The organism is Photobacterium sanguinicancri (assembly GCF_024346675.1).
GTDB classification, from domain to species: Bacteria; Pseudomonadota; Gammaproteobacteria; order Enterobacterales; family Vibrionaceae; genus Photobacterium; species Photobacterium sanguinicancri.
The window spans coordinates 634,013-652,727 of the sequence record NZ_AP024850.1; the positions used below are offsets into that span (position 1 = coordinate 634,013).

Annotated in this window: 19 protein-coding genes; 12 read left to right on the top strand and 7 right to left on the bottom strand. The window is 44.9% G+C overall.

What is annotated here, in order from left to right:
- Positions 1-2 precede the first annotated feature (2 nt).
- Positions 3-776 carry a Zn-ribbon-containing protein gene (locus OCU87_RS03145; protein WP_261857821.1) on the top strand — a complete coding sequence of 258 codons (774 nt, stop codon included), beginning with the start codon at positions 3-5 and terminating at the stop codon, positions 774-776.
- 109 nt (positions 777-885) lie between these two features.
- Here OCU87_RS03145 and OCU87_RS03150 read toward each other — a convergent pair whose 3' ends face one another.
- The 4 genes from OCU87_RS03150 to OCU87_RS03165 form a co-directional block, all read right to left on the bottom strand.
- On the bottom strand, positions 886-1,158 hold the full coding sequence (locus OCU87_RS03150; protein ID WP_094955840.1) for a hypothetical protein: 273 nt from the start codon (positions 1,156-1,158) through the stop codon (positions 886-888).
- A gap of 38 nt (positions 1,159-1,196) precedes the next feature.
- Positions 1,197-1,427: a DUF2789 domain-containing protein gene (locus tag OCU87_RS03155; protein WP_062688872.1), complete on the bottom strand. Its 231-nt coding sequence runs from the start codon at positions 1,425-1,427 to the stop codon at positions 1,197-1,199.
- Positions 1,428-3,555: 2,128 nt separating this feature from the next.
- A complete protein-coding gene (locus tag OCU87_RS03160; RefSeq protein ID WP_062690226.1) occupies positions 3,556-3,861 on the bottom strand; it encodes a DUF3301 domain-containing protein in 306 nt (101 codons plus the stop codon).
- A 57-nt stretch (positions 3,862-3,918) separates the two neighbouring features.
- Complete coding sequence (locus OCU87_RS03165; protein ID WP_261857822.1) at positions 3,919-4,965, bottom strand: DUF3549 family protein; 1,047 nt, start codon at positions 4,963-4,965, stop codon at positions 3,919-3,921.
- Positions 4,966-5,060: 95 nt separating this feature from the next.
- Between OCU87_RS03165 and OCU87_RS03170 the strand changes: the two genes are divergently transcribed.
- The 3 genes from OCU87_RS03170 (at position 5,061) to OCU87_RS03180 (ending at position 6,683) form a co-directional block, all read left to right on the top strand.
- Entirely contained in the window at positions 5,061-5,381 is a 321-nt protein-coding gene (locus tag OCU87_RS03170; protein WP_261857823.1) for a YqcC family protein, read from the top strand.
- A 4-nt stretch (positions 5,382-5,385) separates the two neighbouring features.
- Complete coding sequence (truC, locus tag OCU87_RS03175) at positions 5,386-6,129, top strand: tRNA pseudouridine(65) synthase TruC (RefSeq protein ID WP_094955837.1); 744 nt, start codon at positions 5,386-5,388, stop codon at positions 6,127-6,129.
- 98 nt (positions 6,130-6,227) lie between these two features.
- Positions 6,228-6,683: a flavodoxin gene (locus OCU87_RS03180; RefSeq protein ID WP_062690229.1), complete on the top strand. Its 456-nt coding sequence runs from the start codon at positions 6,228-6,230 to the stop codon at positions 6,681-6,683.
- A 137-nt stretch (positions 6,684-6,820) separates the two neighbouring features.
- On the opposite strand, the gene OCU87_RS03185 is transcribed toward OCU87_RS03180, so the two are convergent.
- The 3 genes from OCU87_RS03185 to map all read right to left on the bottom strand — a co-directional run bounded on the left by OCU87_RS03185 (position 6,821) and on the right by map (position 10,902).
- Complete coding sequence (locus OCU87_RS03185) at positions 6,821-7,201, bottom strand: DUF3461 family protein (RefSeq protein WP_062690230.1); 381 nt, start codon at positions 7,199-7,201, stop codon at positions 6,821-6,823.
- A 191-nt stretch (positions 7,202-7,392) separates the two neighbouring features.
- The gene (glnD, locus tag OCU87_RS03190) at positions 7,393-9,999 is read right to left on the bottom strand and encodes a bifunctional uridylyltransferase/uridylyl-removing protein GlnD (RefSeq protein ID WP_062690231.1); all 2,607 of its coding nucleotides are present in this window, start codon (positions 9,997-9,999) and stop codon (positions 7,393-7,395) included.
- Positions 10,000-10,071: 72 nt separating this feature from the next.
- On the bottom strand, positions 10,072-10,902 hold the full coding sequence (gene map, locus OCU87_RS03195; RefSeq protein WP_094955836.1) for a type I methionyl aminopeptidase: 831 nt from the start codon (positions 10,900-10,902) through the stop codon (positions 10,072-10,074).
- Positions 10,903-11,220: 318 nt separating this feature from the next.
- Here map and rpsB point away from each other — a divergent pair, with 318 nt between their 5' ends.
- The 8 genes from rpsB to rseP all read left to right on the top strand — a co-directional run bounded on the left by rpsB (position 11,221) and on the right by rseP (position 18,701).
- A complete protein-coding gene (gene rpsB / locus OCU87_RS03200; RefSeq protein WP_062690233.1) occupies positions 11,221-11,943 on the top strand; it encodes a 30S ribosomal protein S2 in 723 nt (240 codons plus the stop codon).
- 118 nt (positions 11,944-12,061) lie between these two features.
- On the top strand, positions 12,062-12,907 hold the full coding sequence (gene tsf / locus OCU87_RS03205) for a translation elongation factor Ts (RefSeq protein WP_094955835.1): 846 nt from the start codon (positions 12,062-12,064) through the stop codon (positions 12,905-12,907).
- Positions 12,908-12,997: 90 nt separating this feature from the next.
- Positions 12,998-13,726, top strand: a complete 729-nt coding sequence (gene pyrH / locus OCU87_RS03210; protein ID WP_062690234.1) for a UMP kinase — start codon at positions 12,998-13,000, stop codon at positions 13,724-13,726.
- A gap of 59 nt (positions 13,727-13,785) precedes the next feature.
- Complete coding sequence (gene frr, locus OCU87_RS03215; RefSeq protein WP_261857824.1) at positions 13,786-14,343, top strand: ribosome recycling factor; 558 nt, start codon at positions 13,786-13,788, stop codon at positions 14,341-14,343.
- Positions 14,344-14,419: 76 nt separating this feature from the next.
- Entirely contained in the window at positions 14,420-15,184 is a 765-nt protein-coding gene (locus tag OCU87_RS03220) for an isoprenyl transferase (protein WP_261857825.1), read from the top strand.
- A gap of 24 nt (positions 15,185-15,208) precedes the next feature.
- Complete coding sequence (locus OCU87_RS03225) at positions 15,209-16,051, top strand: phosphatidate cytidylyltransferase (RefSeq protein WP_062690236.1); 843 nt, start codon at positions 15,209-15,211, stop codon at positions 16,049-16,051.
- 65 nt (positions 16,052-16,116) lie between these two features.
- On the top strand, positions 16,117-17,313 hold the full coding sequence (gene ispC, locus OCU87_RS03230; protein ID WP_261857826.1) for a 1-deoxy-D-xylulose-5-phosphate reductoisomerase: 1,197 nt from the start codon (positions 16,117-16,119) through the stop codon (positions 17,311-17,313).
- On the top strand, positions 17,310-18,701 hold the full coding sequence (gene rseP / locus OCU87_RS03235) for a sigma E protease regulator RseP (RefSeq protein ID WP_062690238.1): 1,392 nt from the start codon (positions 17,310-17,312) through the stop codon (positions 18,699-18,701). The genes ispC and rseP overlap by 4 nt, the downstream gene beginning before the upstream one ends.
- The last annotated feature ends 14 nt before the right edge of the window (positions 18,702-18,715 follow it).

Here is an 18,715-nt window from a genome sequence, read left to right on the forward strand (position 1 = left end):
GCATGTACGTTGTAGAAATGAGTTTTGAGTGTTTTGATAACACCACAGTGTCGGCGGTTGATCAGGCGATTAATGGCTTGATGGATGCGTTGCGCTATAACGGTCAGGTGTTAGGCCGTGAATTTCCTATTGTGATGGATGAGGCGATCTTTCGCGTACGAGCCGTTTGCCCTGAAATCGAGAGTCTTCACGCCCAGTTTAATAGTGATAGTGTAAGAGCGTGTTTAAATCGCTTATCACAAGCGAGTTTACTGGCACCTAAAGTGAAAGTGTTAGGTCGTGATCTGAATTCGGAAGCGGCTGCAGAAAATTTTGTGCCATCATGGCAAGTGATCTACACCACTTTTGTTCATACCTGCTCACCATTGCGTTGCGGTGAAACGTTAATGCCAATCCCGTTATACCGAGTCCCCCCAGTATTAAATGGCGATCATAAATCGATCGTTAAATGGCAAACAGAGTGGCAAGCCTGCGATGAAGTGCAAATGGCGGGCGGCTGTAAAGCTGAACATGCCACCCTGCATGAAATTAAAGATGCTGACAGCGACCTGTTTCGACGTGGCTGGGATTTACGTGGCCGAATTGAATACATCACTAAGATCCCGACGTATTACTACCAGTATCAAGTGGGTGGAAAGAGCCTAGCAGAAGAAAAACAACGTCCATGTCCTAAATGTGGCGGTGATTGGTCGCTTGATGAGCCTATCCATGATCTTTTCCATTTTAAGTGTGATGATTGTCGGATTGTTTCAAATCTATCGTGGGATTTTCAGTAGGTTCGCAATCATAATTATTCATTCCTCAGTGCGGTTACTGTGGAAAAGCAAAGGGCTAAACAGCGATGTTTAGCCCTTTTTTTAGTTAATTGTGCTTTCAGGTTTGTTTTCAATCTTTGCTTTCAAGCGCGGTGAGACGAGCTGTTAATGTTGCGACTTGCTGTTCTAGCTGTGCGATTCGCTGTTCTGTTGTAAATGTTGGCGATGTTTTTTCAATCTTAGGCACCTTGGCATTTTTCTTCCAAGCTTGTAGTGCCTTGATGATTAATGGCATAGGTAATGGTGACGTTAGGCGTGACTTTATTAAAGCAACCGATGGCTCTTTCCCTTCGGTAATCAAGGATTGAATCGCTTGTTCTAAATCTTGGCTGATGTCTGACATGGTGTTCCTTTCGAGTCGATATCGAGTACTGATACCGTCTATTTTCGTAGCAAAGCATCCAATTGATCAATCACTTCACACCAATCTGCATCTTGCTCTTGTGATTCTTTGATAAAACGCTTCTGTGAAGGATGCCAAAAAGTGGCTTCTGATAGTGACTCATGCTGCTCTAAGCGGTGGCTTGCTAAGAATTGTTCGATAAATGCTTGTGAATCATTAAGCCCTAATTGACTAAAAAGGTGGCTGAGATTGTGGTTAAAGGTTTCCATTGCACTTCCCCTTTGATTGAAATGAGCCTAGCACAGTGCTCCTTGTCTAATTCACTAAGTATAGGCAGAGAGTGCTGATGAGCAGGGCAATAATGGATGTGATGAAAGTGTTTATTTTGTGATTAATTATGCCAATCATTGTTGGTTTTGTTTGTCGGAGTAATGTGCGTTTTGATCTTTCTAGGATCGTGCTTTTTGTGATGCTTAGATATACACCTTGTTGCTTGTGCGAGATCTCTTACAAGATTGTGGGAAAAAAGCAGAAATCTTCGTGTTCTTACGCTTACCTATGTCATTTATATCTTATTAAACAATAACTTAGTCTTTTTGTGGTGTGGTGTTTATGAACTGTATCACCCTAAAGTGTTATTGGGTGGGTTGTTGGGCTATCGAAATCACGTAATATCTACCGTGTCAGAGGGACACTGGCATTGGAACTTGGAAACGGTTTTTGGAACGAACCGACCTCAGGATGAGGGAAGTAAGCCGGAGCGCTTACTCGCTAGGATAGCGAAAGGACAACGAACGGATACGTTAATGCGGGCTGGATGCTGGCTGAAAGGATACAAAGGATCACTTCAGGATGAAGTCAGGGAACACCTCTAGGATAGAGGCATAAGGGATTCACTTCAGGACGAAGTAAGGGAACACCTCTAGGATAGAGGCATAAGGGATTCACTTCAGGACGAAGTAAGGGAACACCTCTAGGATAGAGGCATAAGGGATTCACTTCAGGATGAAGTAAGGGAACACCTCTAGGACAGAGGCATAAAGGATTCACTTCAGGATGAAGTCAGGGAACACCTCTAGGACAGAGGCATAAAGGATCACTTCAGGATGAAGTAAGGGATACCTCCAGGATGGAGCGAGAGTCGACATAGGATGTGGCGACGGGTCAAGGAACAACCGAAGGACAACTCTAGGATAGAGATTAGGAATTACGCTTGGAAATAAGCTAATCATGGATTGATGCAGGGAGCACCATAGTAGCGGGATTGCTGCATGTAAGACCTAAGGGCGCAACAGAAATGTTGCGCCCGTTCTTTTTCTACTATTTAGATCTATCTTGTTCGCCTCCACGTTTATCTGTGTCTTCTCTTTTTACCGCTATTTCCTACTCTTATTTTGCTTTTACTGCTGTTTTACTTTGTTCATTCATTGTATTGATTGGTTTGGCTATCGTTACCCCCTACCAATATCTGATCACTTTGTGCGAGATCTCTTACAAAGGTGTGGGATAAAGCAATGATTCCTTGCTATAAAAGAGATGCTGACTTTATTAAATTACTGTTATTTATAGCTTTATGTTTTTATGGTCTTTTTCTTAATATAAAGATACGAATAAGTTTTTTCTTACATGGGTTCAATCTGCAGTGGAGCAGCGTAATCTTATTGGTGTCGGAAGGAACTGACGGAACGGAACAGGAAATAGCCAAGGATTTGGGCAGTCTCAGGATGAGACCGATGTATTAGGATGATATATCGTACATGGACTGTGAAGGGAAAGCCGAAGGATTCGGTAATAGTAAGTTAGGATTACTTACTGGTCAGGATGACAAATGGACCACTTCAGGATGAAGTTAGGGACACCTCTAGGATAGAGGCATAAAGGAACACTTCAGGACGAAGTAAAGGACACCTCCAGGACGGAGACGAGAGTCGGATCAGGATGAAACGACGGGTCAAGGTAAGGCCAAAGGACAACTTCAGGATGAAGAATTAAGGATTACGCTGACGGATTACAGCGATTCAATGGATGGATGCAGGGAGCACCATAGTAGCGGGATTGCTGCAAGTAAGACCTCAGGGCGCGACGCAAGTCGCGCCCGCTCTTTTTGGGGAAGGAGCGGGAGCGATTCGAGCCCAATACCAAGACAGACAGATATGACCTATTGGTATTATACCAATCTAACTAAGCAACTGATCGTTCTTGCTGGTTAAAATCAATGATAACTGCGTTGTAGATTTTGTAGATAGAACAACTAGCTATCCGCAATCTACGCCTTGTTCTCAGTGATTTTTCCTGCGCAATCACCTGATCATTTACTTACCCAGATTGGTATTACAAAAAAAGCAGCCTTGGCTGCTTTTTTTGTGTCTGCTATTTAGTGATTGGTCGATATTAGGGCTAATACTCATCCGGTAAACGGTGAGGTGGCACATAAAAACGCATAGGTCTAAACCCTTTCATTACTATGTACCCTTGATAATAGTCTTGCCCATCAGCCGAAAATTCAAACCAATATACGGTATGCCAGTGCCATTGTTGCTCATCACGCAGCTTATGCGATCCTCGGGCTGTACTGAGTAGCTGTAAGCCTAACTTTTCACAGCGTTGCTCTATAAATTTCTGCGCCAATTCCGTTTGGCGGCGTTGTTGCCAAAACAGAAAACAGCCAAACGATACTGTGACAATCCAAAATAAATTGGTCAAATTATCTTCCTTGTAAACCACATTTAACGGCTAATACCCATAGCTTGCAGCGAGTTACTATTGACTACGTGCATGCTGCTGTAACTGAGTAATGGCAGTTACGAGTTCAGGGTTTGCTTGGCTATGAAGTACTTGCAACATGATGCCACGCAATAAAGGCAACATAACTAAGTCGGTAAATAGCTGATTAAACAACACTTGGTCATTAGTTTGAGCCAAGCGTAATAAAAACTCACCGGCAGTATCAGTATGCGTTAAGCCATTCCAGCAGCGCCCTGCAATTGCGACCAGCACTTCTGGGTGGCACAGCTTTGGCTGGCTCAGTACCGCTTTTAAGGCAAGGTTGAGTTGTTGGGCGTCAATTCCTGCCATTGCACGCAATAATGCAGCAATCAGGAATAGGTCGGGCTCAGCTTGTTCGCATTCAAGGTTGAGGCGCTCTTGTAATCGTTCTGCGAGGCTTTGCGGTAATTCACAATGCTCTAAGCAACCGAGTAATGCATATAACGGTGTCATTGGTAGCTTATTGATGCCTTTACGGAGCAGAGTGGTATTGTTTTCTTGTTTCATGCGAGCACAGACATCAGCCAAACCTTGTAAACCAACGGCTTGCCATTGCTCCCAGCCTAAGTCGCCAGTGAGGTAATGCTGAGCGTGTTCATAGTACTGGCTAGAGGAAAGCGATAAGCGTTGGCGAAGCTGAGCATGAAAGATCGCCATCTTGTCGTCGCTAGGTTTGAAGGTGTAAGGGTTTGCTGCTAGCTTTTCTTGTTCTTCTTCCGTTGGCTCACTGTTGAGTGTTGCGCCCATGGCTTCAATCACATACTTGATGAAGTCGCCTACAGCAGCTTGCTTTAGAAGACCACGTTCATCAAGCGGTAAGCGTAAGAACCAAATCCAAGGTGTATTACCCGCTTGCCAAAAAGAAATGGATAAATGAGCATGCTGTTGCAATGGCCATGGATAAGGTTGGCGGTTTTCTTCGACGGCTTTAAATTGCTCAACATCGATTTCGCAAACGCGGCGGCCAAGATCAAAAATTTTGTATTGGCAGCCGGCATTGTCTAACAGTTGGGTGAGGGTATGAAAATTATCCATGGACATCTTTGATTACTCCTAAATGGTTCTTTGATTATATGGACTCTGCGTGCGAGATGGTATCCTTGCGCGCCTGAATTCATCGCACTGGGATAAATGACGTGGATAAATACCTTCATTGCCAACAATTACTGGGAAAGTTGCAGCAAACTATGCAACAACATCAACAATGGGATGCGTGTTCACCGAGTGCGCAGGCATTGGCAAGTATTGAGCCGTTTGCGATAGATACCTTGTCGTGCTCCCAGTGGTTACAGTGGATTTTCATCCCTAAAATGACCCTATTGGTGAGTCAGCATTTACCGCTGCCTAGTCAGTTTGAGATTGCCCCCTATGTGGAAGAGGCGATGAAAAACGAACAAGGTTACGAGGCTATTCTTGCTGTGTGCCATGAATTCGATCATTTACTAAAAGCGAAGTGAGCTAATGGAACTCGAAATTTTATTCCAAGATGAATATTTAGTGGCGGTGAATAAGCCCGCAGGTATGTTAGTGCACCGATCTTGGCTCGATAGTCATGAAACGCAGTTTGTAATGCAAACATTGCGTGATCAAATTGGTCAGCATGTATTCCCGTTACACCGTCTTGATCGCCCAACATCGGGTGTGTTGATCTTCGGATTATCGAGTGAAATTGCGGCACAAATGATGCCATTATTTGCAGGACGAGATATTCATAAAACGTACCATGCCGTGGTGCGCGGTTGGGTAAAAGAGGCGGCAGTATTAGATTATCCACTGAAAAAAGAGTTGGATAAAATCGCCGATAAACACGCCAAAGAAGAACAAGAAGCGCAAGAGGCGGTAACTGCATATTGCCCACTCGCAACCGTTGAAACAAACATTGCAGTGGGTCGCTATAATACCAGCCGCTATTGTTTGGTTGAAATGAAGCCGGAAACTGGCCGTAAACATCAGCTTCGTCGCCATATGCACCATTTAAGTCACCATATTATTGGTGATGTGAACCACGGTGATGGTCGTCATAATCGTATGTTCCGTGAAAATTATGATTGCCACCGCCTGATGCTACACGCATCTCGCTTGCAGTTTGCACATCCGATTACAGGCGAAGCGTTAGACATCCGCGCCAATGTTGATGAGCCATGGCTACGAGTGATGACGGCGTTTGACTGGCCTATTTCTTTAATGTGTGTTGCTGAAAGCTAACGATTAACCGCTTAAATTGTTTGCAACTTTTATCAATGCCGACCACTCTAATACTAAAGGAATGTAATTGTCAGCCTGAGAGGCTAAGCGAGGAAGCGATGGCAAAAATTGGCGTGTTCGTCGGCTCGGTATTTGGTGGCGCGGAAGATGTCGCAGAAGAAGTTGCAGCAAAATTAAATGAAAGCGGCCATTTAACCCAAGTGTATCTTGACCCTGAATTGAGCGATTTAGTCGCCTATCAGCAAGATATAGTGTTGGTGATTTCATCAACCACAGGGCAGGGTGAGATCCCCGATAACTTGATGCCATTGTTTATGGCGTTAAGCGATCAATTCCCGTTAATGCCTGCGATGCATTATGGTGTGGTTGCCTTAGGTGATTCTAGCTATGGCGAAGATCGCTACTGTGGTGGTGGCCGTCAGTTTGATGAGTTGCTACAGCAGTTGCAGGCTAAACCACTCGCACCGCGGTTAGACGTTGATGCTTGTGTTAACTTCGATGCACTAGAAGTGGTGATCCCTTGGCTTGGTGGGCTATTGAAGAAAGTCGCCTAAATTGTTTCTTATCACGATAACAATGACGAACATAAACACAATGACCATTAAGATGCTGTTGTGAGCGTGGCATATAAAAGCACATGGCCAATATAAAGGCGATGTGCTTTTTTGTTGGAGAGGGTGGCGGCTAGCGACTATTTTAGCTTTTCGAGATCGGCTTCGATCTCTGCAATTTTATGGCTAACCACTTGTTCTAAGTGGCGAAGATCACCTAATATTTTTTTCTTAACATCCACTTCTACATGTTTGCGTTTCGTGATTTTATCAAGCTCATCAATGATATGAGTTAGGTTTCGATTGATCTCTGTAACTTCTTTGTATTCTCGGCTACCACTGTTTACAACAACAGATTTGCGTTGGCGTGGAAATTTGAATTTCACACTTTTTGCGAACAGCTCGCCTTTTCGTTTTTTAAAGTAAATTTTAAGAATATCGTTCGCGGCTTCTTGGCGAAGGCTATAGCGTTCGATAGTTTCTGGAAGTTCGATGCCAATGCCGGTGAGGTTTGGGTACATAAAGGCCTCATGTATGGGGTACGGTGGGAGAGAAATGTTGCAATACCAATCTATTCATCATCTAAGTAAATTGGCGATTCTTGTTTGAATAATGTAGCAAGATTGTAAGTTGGACGCTTGCTAAGAGGGCGGGATATGTGGACAAGATCGCCCTTACTCATTTTAAAATCAGTAAGGGCTGATAGGGAGGATTAGTCGTGATGGTCGAGTTTAGCGATCAACTCAGCTTTGAGTACCAGTTGCTCGTCATCCGTTAATTGGCTGCCATGTTCATTAACCACGATGAAAAAGTCTTCTGCGCGTTCACCTATGGTGGTGATTTTTGCGGCTTGTAAGCTGATACGCAGCTTAGCAAAGACGGCACCAATTTTAGCTAATAGCCCTGGCATATCGAGCGCGACTAATTCCATCATGGTTTTCTTACCTGTTTTGGTCGGTAAGAAATCGACTTTGGTTTTGACGTTAAAGTGCAGTAATTTACGTGGCGCGCGTTTCTTTTTACGATCTGACTTCATGTGTGTTAACGCATTCACCAGTGCGCGACGTACTGTATTATGGCGATTTTCATTCAGGGTTTTCCCTGTGGGATCGAGAACCATAAAGGTATCTAATGCATAGCCATCTTTACTGGTCATGATTTGGGCGTCGTGCACGCTCAAATTCTTCTTGTCGAGCTCTGAGACCACAATCGAAAAGAGCTTAGGCTTGTCTTTACAATAAACAAAGACCTCAGTGCCGCCTCTCGTTGATTTCTTACTGAGTAAAATCAATGGTTTTTCATGGTCATGCTGCAACATAGCTTCGGCATGCCATGCCAATTGTTTATGGGTATGTCGTAAGAAGTAATCCGCTTTAAAGCGTTGCCATAAGACTTCTATTTCACGTGGTGCAAAGTTTTGGCTGCGCAGTAACGCAGACGCTAAATGTTGATTGTGGCGGATACGTTCTCGTATATCGGGCGGATTTTCTAATCCGCGACGCAGTGCCTTTTGAGTTGAGTAATACAGCTCTGCCAGTAGTGTGCGCTTCCAGCTATTCCACAGATCTTGGTTCGTGGCACAAATGTCGGCAACGGTGAGGCAAATAAGGTAATCCAGTCGTTCTTCATCACGGACTATTTTGGCGAATGTAGTAACGACTTCTGGGTCGTAAATATCACGGCGCTGCGCGGTCACTGACATCAGTAGGTGGTGTTTGACTAACCAAGAGACAATGTTGGCTTCTGGGCGAGATAAACCATGCAAGATACAGAAATCATAAGCTTCGATAGCCCCCAACTCTGAGTGGTCCCCACCGCGTCCTTTGGCGATATCATGGAAAATCGCCGCGATAAGCAGTAACTCTTTTTTGATGATCCTTGGGTACACTTCGCAGCAAATTGGGTGGCGTTCACGGTTTTCTGGATCGTTAAATTTATTAATATTTTTGAGTACGCGGACACTATGTTCATCGACGGTATAGACATGAAAGAGATCAAACTGCATTTGACCTACAATTTGGCTCCACTGCGGTAAATATGACGACAAAATACCGTGGCGATGCATCAACCTAAAGGCTTTTTGCAGGGCGTTGGGTTGACGGATCAACTCCATGAACTTCTCACGAGCTGCTGGAATATCAACGAGGAAAAGGTTAAGACGACGGCGAGCTGTACGCAGTTGCCGTAAAGTGGGTGCGGCGATACCTTCTATGCTGGAGTTTTCCGCAACGTGTTGGCACATGTCTAAAATGGTTTCAGGGCGCGCCTGAAATAGGGCCGGTTTAGTGGCTTCGATTAAATGCCCGCGAATGTGAAAATCATCACTTAATACAATGACTTCACGTTCTTCGCGATTATTCAAAATAGCCTGATCAAATAACTGCAATAGCATTTTATTGAGTTCTAACACCCGTCTCAGGGTACGGTAGAACTCTTTCATCATCATTTCAACGCCACGGTTCCCTTCAGCGATGAAACCTAGGTTTTCAGCAACAGAAGCTTGGTGGCCAAAGGTGAGTCGATTGTCGTAGCGACGTAGCTCGATGTGCAGTGCAAATCTAATTTGCCATAAAGCGGTTTGGCATTCGGCGAGCTCTCGGTATTCAGCATCGGTAAGAAAGCCAAATCGACTCATTTCCAATAGGCTGGTGGCACCAAAGTGGCGCCGAGCGATCCAACTTAAGGTGTGAATATCGCGTAGGCCACCGGGGCTAGATTTAATATCTGGTTCTAAGTTGTAAGTGGTATCGTGATAACGGGCATGACGCTTTTTTTGTTCATCAAGTTTTGCTTGAAAGAAGACCTCACTGGGCCAGAAGTCTGTCGCGTGTATACGTTCTTCGAGTTGTAGGAATGTTTCTTCACAGCCGCAGATCTGACGCGCTTCTTGCAAATTAGTTGCCACGGTTAAGTCATCAGAACCAATCTCGATACATTGTTCGACAGTACGTACGCTGTGGCCGACGTCGAGTCGTAAATCCCAAAGTAGGGTTAAGTATTGGCTGACTTTTTCGCCGATTGCTTCATCAAGTGCAGTCTGACTCAGTATGAGGATATCGACATCTGAAAGTGGGTGTAATTCACCTCGACCATAACCACCGACTGCAATGAGTGCGAGACCGGGTAACTCATGGAATTGAAAGTTGCGCCATAATCGATGGAGCAAGCTATCAATAAAATGAGAACGAGCATGCACCAGTTCTGTAACTGGACTTCGTGCGAGAAATTGGTCTTTTTGCAACTCTGCAAACTGCTCTAGCTCATCGCGTAGATGCTGTGGGTTACAGTCATGATTATAGTGAGTTGAAGAATCAGTCATTGCTGTCCATGCCATATGATGAAGGTCGGGATGTGCTTATAAAAAAGCCGACGTTATCGTCGGCTTTTTTTATTATGCGTTGTTTACAAAGCGAGGTAATGATTCCTCTTTGCGAAGGGTTAACACTTCGCAACCGGTTTCCGTTACCAGCAATGTGTGTTCCCACTGCGCCGAGTTTTTACCGTCGACGGTGTAAACTGTCCAGCCATCTTCGTCATCGACTAAACAACCAAATTTACCCGCATTGATCATCGGTTCAATCGTGAAACACATGCCCGCTTTAAGTACTGTGCGGTCATTGTTTTTGTAGTGAACCACTTGCGGCTCTTCGTGGAATTCGTTGCCAATGCCATGGCCACAGAAATCTTTCACGATAGAGAAACGGCTGTTACCGTTTTTGATGAACTTTTGAATAGCTGTACCAATTTCGCCTAGTTTCGCACCAGGTTTTACTTTCTTAATAGCAAGGTACAGGCTTTCTTGTGCCACGCGGCAAAGACGTTTGTTTTCAAGTGATGCTTCACCCACTTCAAACATCTTAGAGGTGTCACCATGGTAACCGTCTTTGATAACCGTGATATCAATGTTCACAATATCGCCATCTTTAAGGATCGCTGGTTTACCAAATTTTTGGCCTTCGTTACCATCTTTCTCAGCCGGAATACCGTGACACACGATGTGGTTGATTGACGTACAGATAGATTTCGGGAAGCCGTGGTAGTTAAGCGGAGCTGGGATACAACCTTGCTCTTTGGTGATGTACTCGTGACAGATGCGGTCAAGCTCTTCTGTCGTCACGCCCGGTTTTACGTGAGGTTCAATCATTTCTAATACGTCAGCAGCTAATTGACCTGCTACGCGCATTTTTTCGATTTCTTCCTGCGTTTTGATCTTGATAGTCATTCAATCTTCTCTACGAATTACGGTTTACCTCTCATGTTATCAGCGAGGGGGCAATATGAAAACCAAGTTTCGCTCTTGAGCTAGATTTGGCTGGATTATTGGTGGCTTTATATGGTATAAAGCGCGCCGTAAATGTACTAATTCGGGTTGAAGCTTCGCACTTCACTGGGTTAGTTGCGTTTGCACTAAACTTTATTAATCACTCACACATATCGACACATGCTCCGGGGTGCCCGCTGTTATTTCGCTTAGGCAAATGCAGAAAGAGGGTCGGTAGGATGGGATATGTGGACGCCTAACCCCATAGAGGAATATTCAATGGCAACTGTATCAATGCGCGACATGCTTCAAGCTGGTGTTCACTTCGGTCACCAAACTCGTTACTGGAACCCAAAAATGAAGCCTTTCATTTTCGGTGCTCGTAACAAAGTACACATCATCAACCTAGAAAAAACTGTACCAATGTTTAACGACGCTCTAGCTGAAATCAACAAGATTGCAGCTCGTAAAGGTAAAGTTCTTTTTGTTGGTACTAAGCGCGCAGCCAGCGAATCAATTAAAGAAGCAGCTGTAAGCTGTGACCAGTTCTACGTAAACAACCGCTGGTTAGGCGGTATGTTGACTAACTGGAAAACTGTTCGTCAGTCAATCAAACGTCTAAAAGATCTAGAAGTTCAGTCAGCAGACGGTACTTTCGACAAGCTAACCAAGAAAGAAGCGCTTATGCGTACTCGTGAAATGGAAAAGCTTGAAAAATCTCTTGGCGGTATCAAAAACATGGCTGGCCTACCAGACGCTATGTTTGTAATCGATGCTGATCACGAACACATCGCAATTAAAGAAGCTAACAACCTGGGTATCCCAGTATTTGCTGTTGTAGATACTAACTCTAACCCAGACGGCGTAGACTTCGTTATCCCTGGTAACGATGACGCAATCCGCTCTATCCAGCTTTACACTGGTGCGGTAGCGACAACTGTTACAGAAGCACGTAACCAAGATATCGTAGCGCAAGCTGAAGAAGGCTACGTAGCTGAGTAATAGCCAAGCTCCTTTATTTGAGCTTCTTAAGTTACCTTGCGTAAACTAAGAATGGTTAGCAGGGGCCTACTTAGGCCCCTGATTTTTATATCAAGTATTTAAAACTGAGGATATGACAATGGCAACAGTTACAGCTGCCCTAGTTAAAGAACTGCGCGAACGTACTGCCGCAGGCATGATGGAATGTAAGAAAGCACTTGTTGAAGCAAATGCTGACATCGAGCTAGCAATTGAAAATATGCGTAAGAGCGGTGCTGCAAAGGCTGCTAAAAAAGCAGGTAACGTTGCTGCTGAAGGTACAATCTTAATTAAAGATGCAGACGGCGTTGCCGCTCTTCTTGAAGTTAACTGTCAAACTGACTTCGTAGCTAAAGATGTTAACTTCCTAGCATTCGCTAACGAAGTACTAGATGCAGCACTAGCTGAGCGTCTAGACATCGCTGCACTTCAAGCTAAGTTTGAAGACGCACGTATCGCTCTAGTAACTAAAATCGGCGAGAACATCTCTATCCGTCGCGTTGAGTTTATCGAAGGCGCTAAAGTTGGTTCTTACCGTCACGGCGACCGTATTGGTGTTGTTGTTGCTGGTGAAGCTGACGAAGAAACGATTAAGCACGTTGCAATGCACATCGCTGCATCTAAGCCTGAGTTCGTTAATCCTGAAGACGTTCCAGCTGAAGTAGTTGAGAAAGAGAAAGCAATCCAAGTAGCTATCGCTGTTGAATCTGGCAAGCCACAAGAGATTGCAGAGAAAATGGTTGTTGGCCGCATGAAGAAATTCACTGGCGAAGTTTCTCTAACTGGTCAAGCATTCATCATGGACCCATCTCAAACTGTTGGTCAAATGCTGAAAGCTAAAGGCGCTACAGTAACTAACTTCATCCGTCTTGAAGTTGGTGAAGGTATCGAGAAAGCTCAAGAAATGAGCTTCGCTGACGAAGTAGCAGCTGTACAGAAGGGTTAATCCTTCTTGTAAGAACTCTAAAGACCGTAGCCAAGGCTGCGGTCTTTTTACAACTCCATATCTCAATTGTAAGCCTGGAAGGTAATCCTAATGACCACAAACCCTAAACCGACTTATCAACGAATCTTACTTAAACTGAGTGGCGAAGCGCTACAAGGCGAAGAAGGTTTTGGTATCGACGCACAAGTTCTTGACCGTATGGCACAAGAAGTTAAAGAACTGATTGAACTGGGTGTACAAGTTGGTCTTGTTATCGGTGGTGGTAACTTGTTCCGTGGTGCTGGTCTTGCTGAAGCGGGTATGAACCGAGTTGTGGGCGACCACATGGGCATGCTAGCAACTGTTATGAATGGTCTTGCGATGCGTGACGCACTTCACCGTGCCTATGTGAACGCTCGAGTAATGTCTGCAATTCCTCTAAACGGCGTATGTGATAACTACAACTGGGCTGACGCTATCAGCCAGTTACGTCAAGGTCGTGTTGTGATCTTCTCTGCTGGTACCGGCAACCCATTCTTCACAACTGATTCTGCTGCGTGTCTACGTGGTATTGAAATTGAAGCTGATGTGGTGCTTAAAGCAACGAAAGTTGACGGTGTGTTCACAGATGATCCAGTTAAAAACCCTGATGCTGTTCTTTGTGATAAGCTGGGCTACAATGATGTTCTTGAAAAAGAACTGAAAGTGATGGACTTAGCTGCATTCACTCTTGCTCGTGACCACTCAATGCCTATTCGTGTATTCAACATGAATAAGCCTGGCGCTCTTCGCCGCGTGGTAATGGGTGAGAAAGAAGGCACTCTGATCACTAACGACTAATTTTCGTAAAGGGCTCTAAAGGGCCCTTTATAGTGACCGAATAATCAAGGATATTAATCGTGATTGATGCAATTAAACAAGATGCGCAAGAGCGCATGGCAAAAAGCGTTGATGCGCTAAAAAACCAACTGGCTAAGATTCGTACTGGTCGTGCGCATCCAAGCCTACTAGATACTATTTACGTAGAATACTACGGTGCAAATACACCGCTTAAGCAACTTGCAAACGTTGTTGCTGAAGATTCTCGTACACTGGCGATCACTGTATTCGATAAAGAATTGACGCCTAAAATTGAAAAAGCAATCATGATGTCTGACTTGGGCCTAAACCCAATGTCTGCTGGCACGGTTATCCGTGTTCCACTTCCTGCACTAACAGAAGAGCGTCGTCGCGATCTTGTTAAGATCGTACGTGCTGAAGCTGAGCAAGGTCGTGTTGCTGTTCGTAACATTCGTCGTGACGCTAACGCAGACGTTAAAGGTCTTCTAAAAGACAAAGAAATCTCTGAAGATGATGATCACCGCGCACAAGATGAGATTCAGAAACTGACTGATGTTGCAGTGAAGAACATCGATGCAGTACTAGAAGTTAAAGAAAAAGAGTTAATGGAAGTTTAATTCCTCTCAGCTCATTAGCTTTATGTAAGTTAAGGCGCTGTGCGTGCAGCACAGCGTTTTTTTTTGAGGAAGATTTATGTCGGAATCGACAACTGACACCCCACTGAGCATCGATAGCCTTCCTAAGCATGTTGCAGTGATCATGGATGGCAATGGTCGTTGGGCTAAAGCACAGGGCAAGGCTCGTGTTTTCGGTCATAAAGCAGGTGTTGAGGCTGTTCGAAAAACAGTATCTGTAGCTAATCGTTTTGGCATTAAAGTTGTCACCTTATTCGCGTTTAGCAGTGAAAACTGGCGCCGCCCAGAGGCGGAAGTTTCATTGTTAATGGAACTGTTCATGACGGTATTAGGTCGTGAAGTTAAACGTCTGCACAAAAATAATATTCGTTTGAAAATCATTGGTGATACCAGCCGTTTCAGCCAACGTTTACAAGACAAAATCATGGCAGCTGAAACATTAACCGCAGACAATACCGGCATGGTGTTGAATGTGGCGGCGAACTACGGTGGCCAGTGGGACATCCTTCAAGCAACCAAACGTCTTGCTGTTCAAGTGGCTGAACACGGTTTGACGGCTGAAGATATTACCGAAGATATGTTCGCTGAAGGTTTAACCACCGCAGGGTTACCTGATGTTGATCTGTTGATTCGTACCAGTGGTGAATCCCGAATTAGTAATTTCATGCTGTGGCAGATGGCTTATGCTGAAATGTACTTTTGTGAGCAGCACTGGCCAGATTTTAATGACGACAGCTTTGCGAATGCGATGGCATGGTTTGTTAATCGTGAGCGCCGTTTTGGCTGCACCGGTGAGCAGCTCCAGGCATTGCTTCAACAATAAAAAAGATTTTAAAGAGGATGCAGCTTGCTTAAGCAACGAATTATAACGGCATTGATTCTCGCGCCTTTGGTTATTGCGGGTATTTTCTTCCTACCTTTTCCTGCTTTTGTTGTGGCACTTGCCGCGATTACTATGGTGGGCTTTTGGGAATGGACTCAATTTATAAATGGTAACGCTCGCGTCCAAATCGTGAGCCTGTTTACACTGGTATTTGGTGCTTCTTTAGCTGCAATGCCCACTGATGTTACGGCGCTGGCTGCGGTTGGTGATTCCCACCGTGCGATGCTAGCCGTCGGCGGTATTTGGTGGTTAGTGGCTTCTACGTTGGCGATCACTTACCCAAAAAGCGCTAAGCTTTGGTCATCATCGGCATTGTTGAAAGGTGTATTTGGTGTATTGACGTTATTGCCTTTCTTTTGGGGCATTTTACTGCTTCGTGCCGTTAACTATGCTGAATCACCGTATCACGGCTCACAGCTTGTGATGCTGGTATGCTTTATTGTATGGGCGGCAGATACAGGTGCGTATTTCACTGGTAAACGCTTTGGCAAACATAAAATGGCGCCATCAGTTAGCCCGAATAAGACCATCGAAGGTTTAGTCGGTGGAGCTGTATTGGCAATGTTTATTGCTTGGAGTGGTGCTTCACTGATGAACATTCCATTTTCAGGTGTAGGCTCATTACTTGCTATCGCGATGGTGACAGTGGTGATTTCTGTTCTTGGCGATTTGGTTGAAAGTATGTTCAAGCGTGTTGCTGGTATAAAAGATAGCGGCACAATATTACCTGGTCACGGTGGTATCTTAGACCGTATCGACAGTTTAACCGCCGCGCTTCCCGTCTTTGCTCTATTCTACCTTTGGTAGTCATTATCTCCCATTCAAAGGTAGCTACAGTGTAGCTACCTTTTCTAAGCCAAATGAAGTGATATATGCGTAAGTTATCAATCTTAGGTGCTACTGGTTCTATCGGTACAAGCACACTGGCTGTTGCAGCACAAAACCCTGATTTATTTGATGTCGTAGCGCTTGCTGCAGGTTCTAATGCTCAAAAAATGTTTGAGTTGTGCTGCCAGTGGCAGCCGAAATATGTCGCGATGGCTGATGAGTCGGCGGCGAATGCGTTAGCCGCTATGCTGATTGAGCAATCGATGCAAACAATCGTGCTCGCAGGCGAACAGGGACTCTGCAAGGTTGCCTCCCTAGACGAGATTGATACGGTTATGGCTGCCATTGTGGGCGCGGCAGGGTTACTGCCAACCATGGCTGGTGTAAAAGCGGGTAAGCGTATTTTACTGGCGAATAAAGAAGCCTTGGTAATGTCAGGACAAATGTTCATTGATGCTTGCGAACAATATGGTGCTGAATTGCTGCCAGTAGACAGTGAACATAATGCTATCTTTCAATGTTTACCTGCCGAAATTCAGCGTCGGATGGGGCGCTGCGACCTGACTGAGCATGGTATCAGCAAGATTTTACTTACAGGCTCTGGCGGTCCGTTTCGTTACACGGATATTGCAGAACTAGATGCAGTAACGCCAGAAATGGCAATTGCACACCCGAATTGGTCAATGGGACCGAAGATTTCGGTGGATTCTGCCACTATGATGAATAAGGGCTTAGAGTACATAGAAGCACGCTGGTTGTTTAATGCTTCGCGTGAACAAATGCAGGTGATTATTCACCCTCAGTCTGTGATCCACTCAATGGTGCAATATAAGGATGGCTCTGTGCTTGCGCAGATGGGGCTACCGGATATGAGAACCCCAATTGCGTGTGCGATGTCCTATCCTGAAAGGGTAGATGCAGGTGTTGCGCCGCTCGATTTTAGCCAAGTGGGTGAGTTTACTTTTTTACAGCCAGATTATGACCGTTACCCTTGTCTGAAATTAGCGATGGATGCGTGTTACAGTGGTCAAGCAGCAACGACGGCACTGAATGCCGCCAATGAAGAAGCGGTTGCAGCATTCTTAGATAAGCGCATTGGCTTTACTGATATTGCTAAAATCAACCACTTAGTCTTAGAAACAGCACCCAAGGAAGAACCAACTGACTTGGAATGTGTGATTGAGCTAGATAGAATGGCACGACTTTTAGCTCAGGAAGAGATTGCTAAGGTAGCAAAATGACAGGCATTTTATGGAATTTAGGCGCATTTCTTGTTGCGCTTGGTGTACTAATCGCAGTCCACGAGTTTGGTCACTTTTGGGTTGCTCGCCGTTGTGGTGTTTTTGTTGAGCGTTTTTCCATCGGTTTTGGTAAGGCAATTTGGCAAAAGAAAGGCAAAGATGGTACTGAATATACCTTAGCGATGATCCCGCTAGGCGGTTACGTCAAAATGCTCGATGAGCGAGTTGATGACGTACCAGAGCATCGTCGTCAGCAAGCGTTCAATAATAAAACGCTGTGGCAGCGCAGTGCGATTGTTGCTGCCGGACCAATAGCAAACTTCATTTTTGCTATTTTTGCTTACTGGGTGGTTTACCTCATTGGTGTGCCTGCAGTTAAGCCCGTGATTGGTGATATTGCGCCGCAATCTATTGCTGCAACCGCAGGAATTGAACCAGGAATGGAACTTAAATCTATTTCAGGTATCAAAACCGCTGATTGGGAATCCGTTAATATGGCGATGATCTCCCATATTGGCGATAAGAAAATGGTGATCACGGCGACGGAACCCGAAGGTGGAGCTACTGTCGAAAGAACATTGGATTTAGAGTATTGGCACTTTGATCCTGAAACTGAGCGTGTAATGACGAGTCTAGGGATGAAACCCTATACCCCAAAGATTACGCTCTCTATTTCACAACTTGTTGACGGCGGTGCAGCTATTGATGCTGATATGCGGTTAAATGATCGTATTACTGCAATTGATGGACAACCTGTGACGCAATGGCAGCAAGTGGTTGATGCTGTACGTTCTCATCCCGAGCAAGCGTTAATTATCGAGGTGAGTCGCCAGAGTCAGTTAGTCGATTCAGCCGAGGTTGCTCCTGAGACTAAGTTAGTGACGTTAACATTAACACCTAAAGCCCGAACCTTAGCTGACGGTGAAGTGATTGGTTACGCTGGTTTTGCCCCTGAGCTTGAACCTTGGCCGGAATCTTACCGTCTTAATTTACAGTTTGGTCCTATTGAAGCTGTAGGGAAAGCAACGGAAAAAACGTGGCAGTTAGTCACATTAACATTTGATATGGTCACTAAACTTGTAACGGGTGATGTGGCTGTAAAAAACCTAAGTGGCCCTATTTCAATTGCAAAAGGTGCCGGAATGACCGCCGACTATGGCTTGGTTTACTTCCTTGGCTTTCTAGCATTGATCAGTGTGAATTTAGGTATTGTGAATTTGTTACCGCTTCCAGTATTAGACGGTGGACACTTGATGTTCTTCGCTATCGAAGCAGTAACACGCCGACCAGTCTCTGAACGCGTTCAGGACATTGGCTACAGAGTGGGCTCAGCCATTTTGGTTGCGTTAATGGCCGTCGCGCTATTCAATGATTTTACCCGCCTTTAATAAATGCGTTTTTA

Coding starts and splice junctions, on each gene's coding strand:
- glnD (WP_062690231.1), bottom strand. CDS start 9,999: ATGACTGATTCTTCAACTCACTATAATCATGACTGTAACCCACAGCAT.
- OCU87_RS03150 (WP_094955840.1), bottom strand. CDS start 1,158: ATGTCAGACATCAGCCAAGATTTAGAACAAGCGATTCAATCCTTGATT.
- ispC (WP_261857826.1), top strand. CDS start 16,117: ATGCGTAAGTTATCAATCTTAGGTGCTACTGGTTCTATCGGTACAAGC.
- rseP (WP_062690238.1), top strand. CDS start 17,310: ATGACAGGCATTTTATGGAATTTAGGCGCATTTCTTGTTGCGCTTGGT.
- rpsB (WP_062690233.1), top strand. CDS start 11,221: ATGGCAACTGTATCAATGCGCGACATGCTTCAAGCTGGTGTTCACTTC.
- pyrH (WP_062690234.1), top strand. CDS start 12,998: ATGACCACAAACCCTAAACCGACTTATCAACGAATCTTACTTAAACTG.
- truC (WP_094955837.1), top strand. CDS start 5,386: ATGGAACTCGAAATTTTATTCCAAGATGAATATTTAGTGGCGGTGAAT.
- OCU87_RS03165 (WP_261857822.1), bottom strand. CDS start 4,965: ATGTCCATGGATAATTTTCATACCCTCACCCAACTGTTAGACAATGCC.
- OCU87_RS03145 (WP_261857821.1), top strand. CDS start 3: ATGTACGTTGTAGAAATGAGTTTTGAGTGTTTTGATAACACCACAGTG.
- OCU87_RS03185 (WP_062690230.1), bottom strand. CDS start 7,201: ATGTACCCAAACCTCACCGGCATTGGCATCGAACTTCCAGAAACTATC.
- OCU87_RS03220 (WP_261857825.1), top strand. CDS start 14,420: ATGTCGGAATCGACAACTGACACCCCACTGAGCATCGATAGCCTTCCT.
- OCU87_RS03180 (WP_062690229.1), top strand. CDS start 6,228: ATGGCAAAAATTGGCGTGTTCGTCGGCTCGGTATTTGGTGGCGCGGAA.
- OCU87_RS03155 (WP_062688872.1), bottom strand. CDS start 1,427: ATGGAAACCTTTAACCACAATCTCAGCCACCTTTTTAGTCAATTAGGG.
- map (WP_094955836.1), bottom strand. CDS start 10,902: ATGACTATCAAGATCAAAACGCAGGAAGAAATCGAAAAAATGCGCGTA.
- tsf (WP_094955835.1), top strand. CDS start 12,062: ATGGCAACAGTTACAGCTGCCCTAGTTAAAGAACTGCGCGAACGTACT.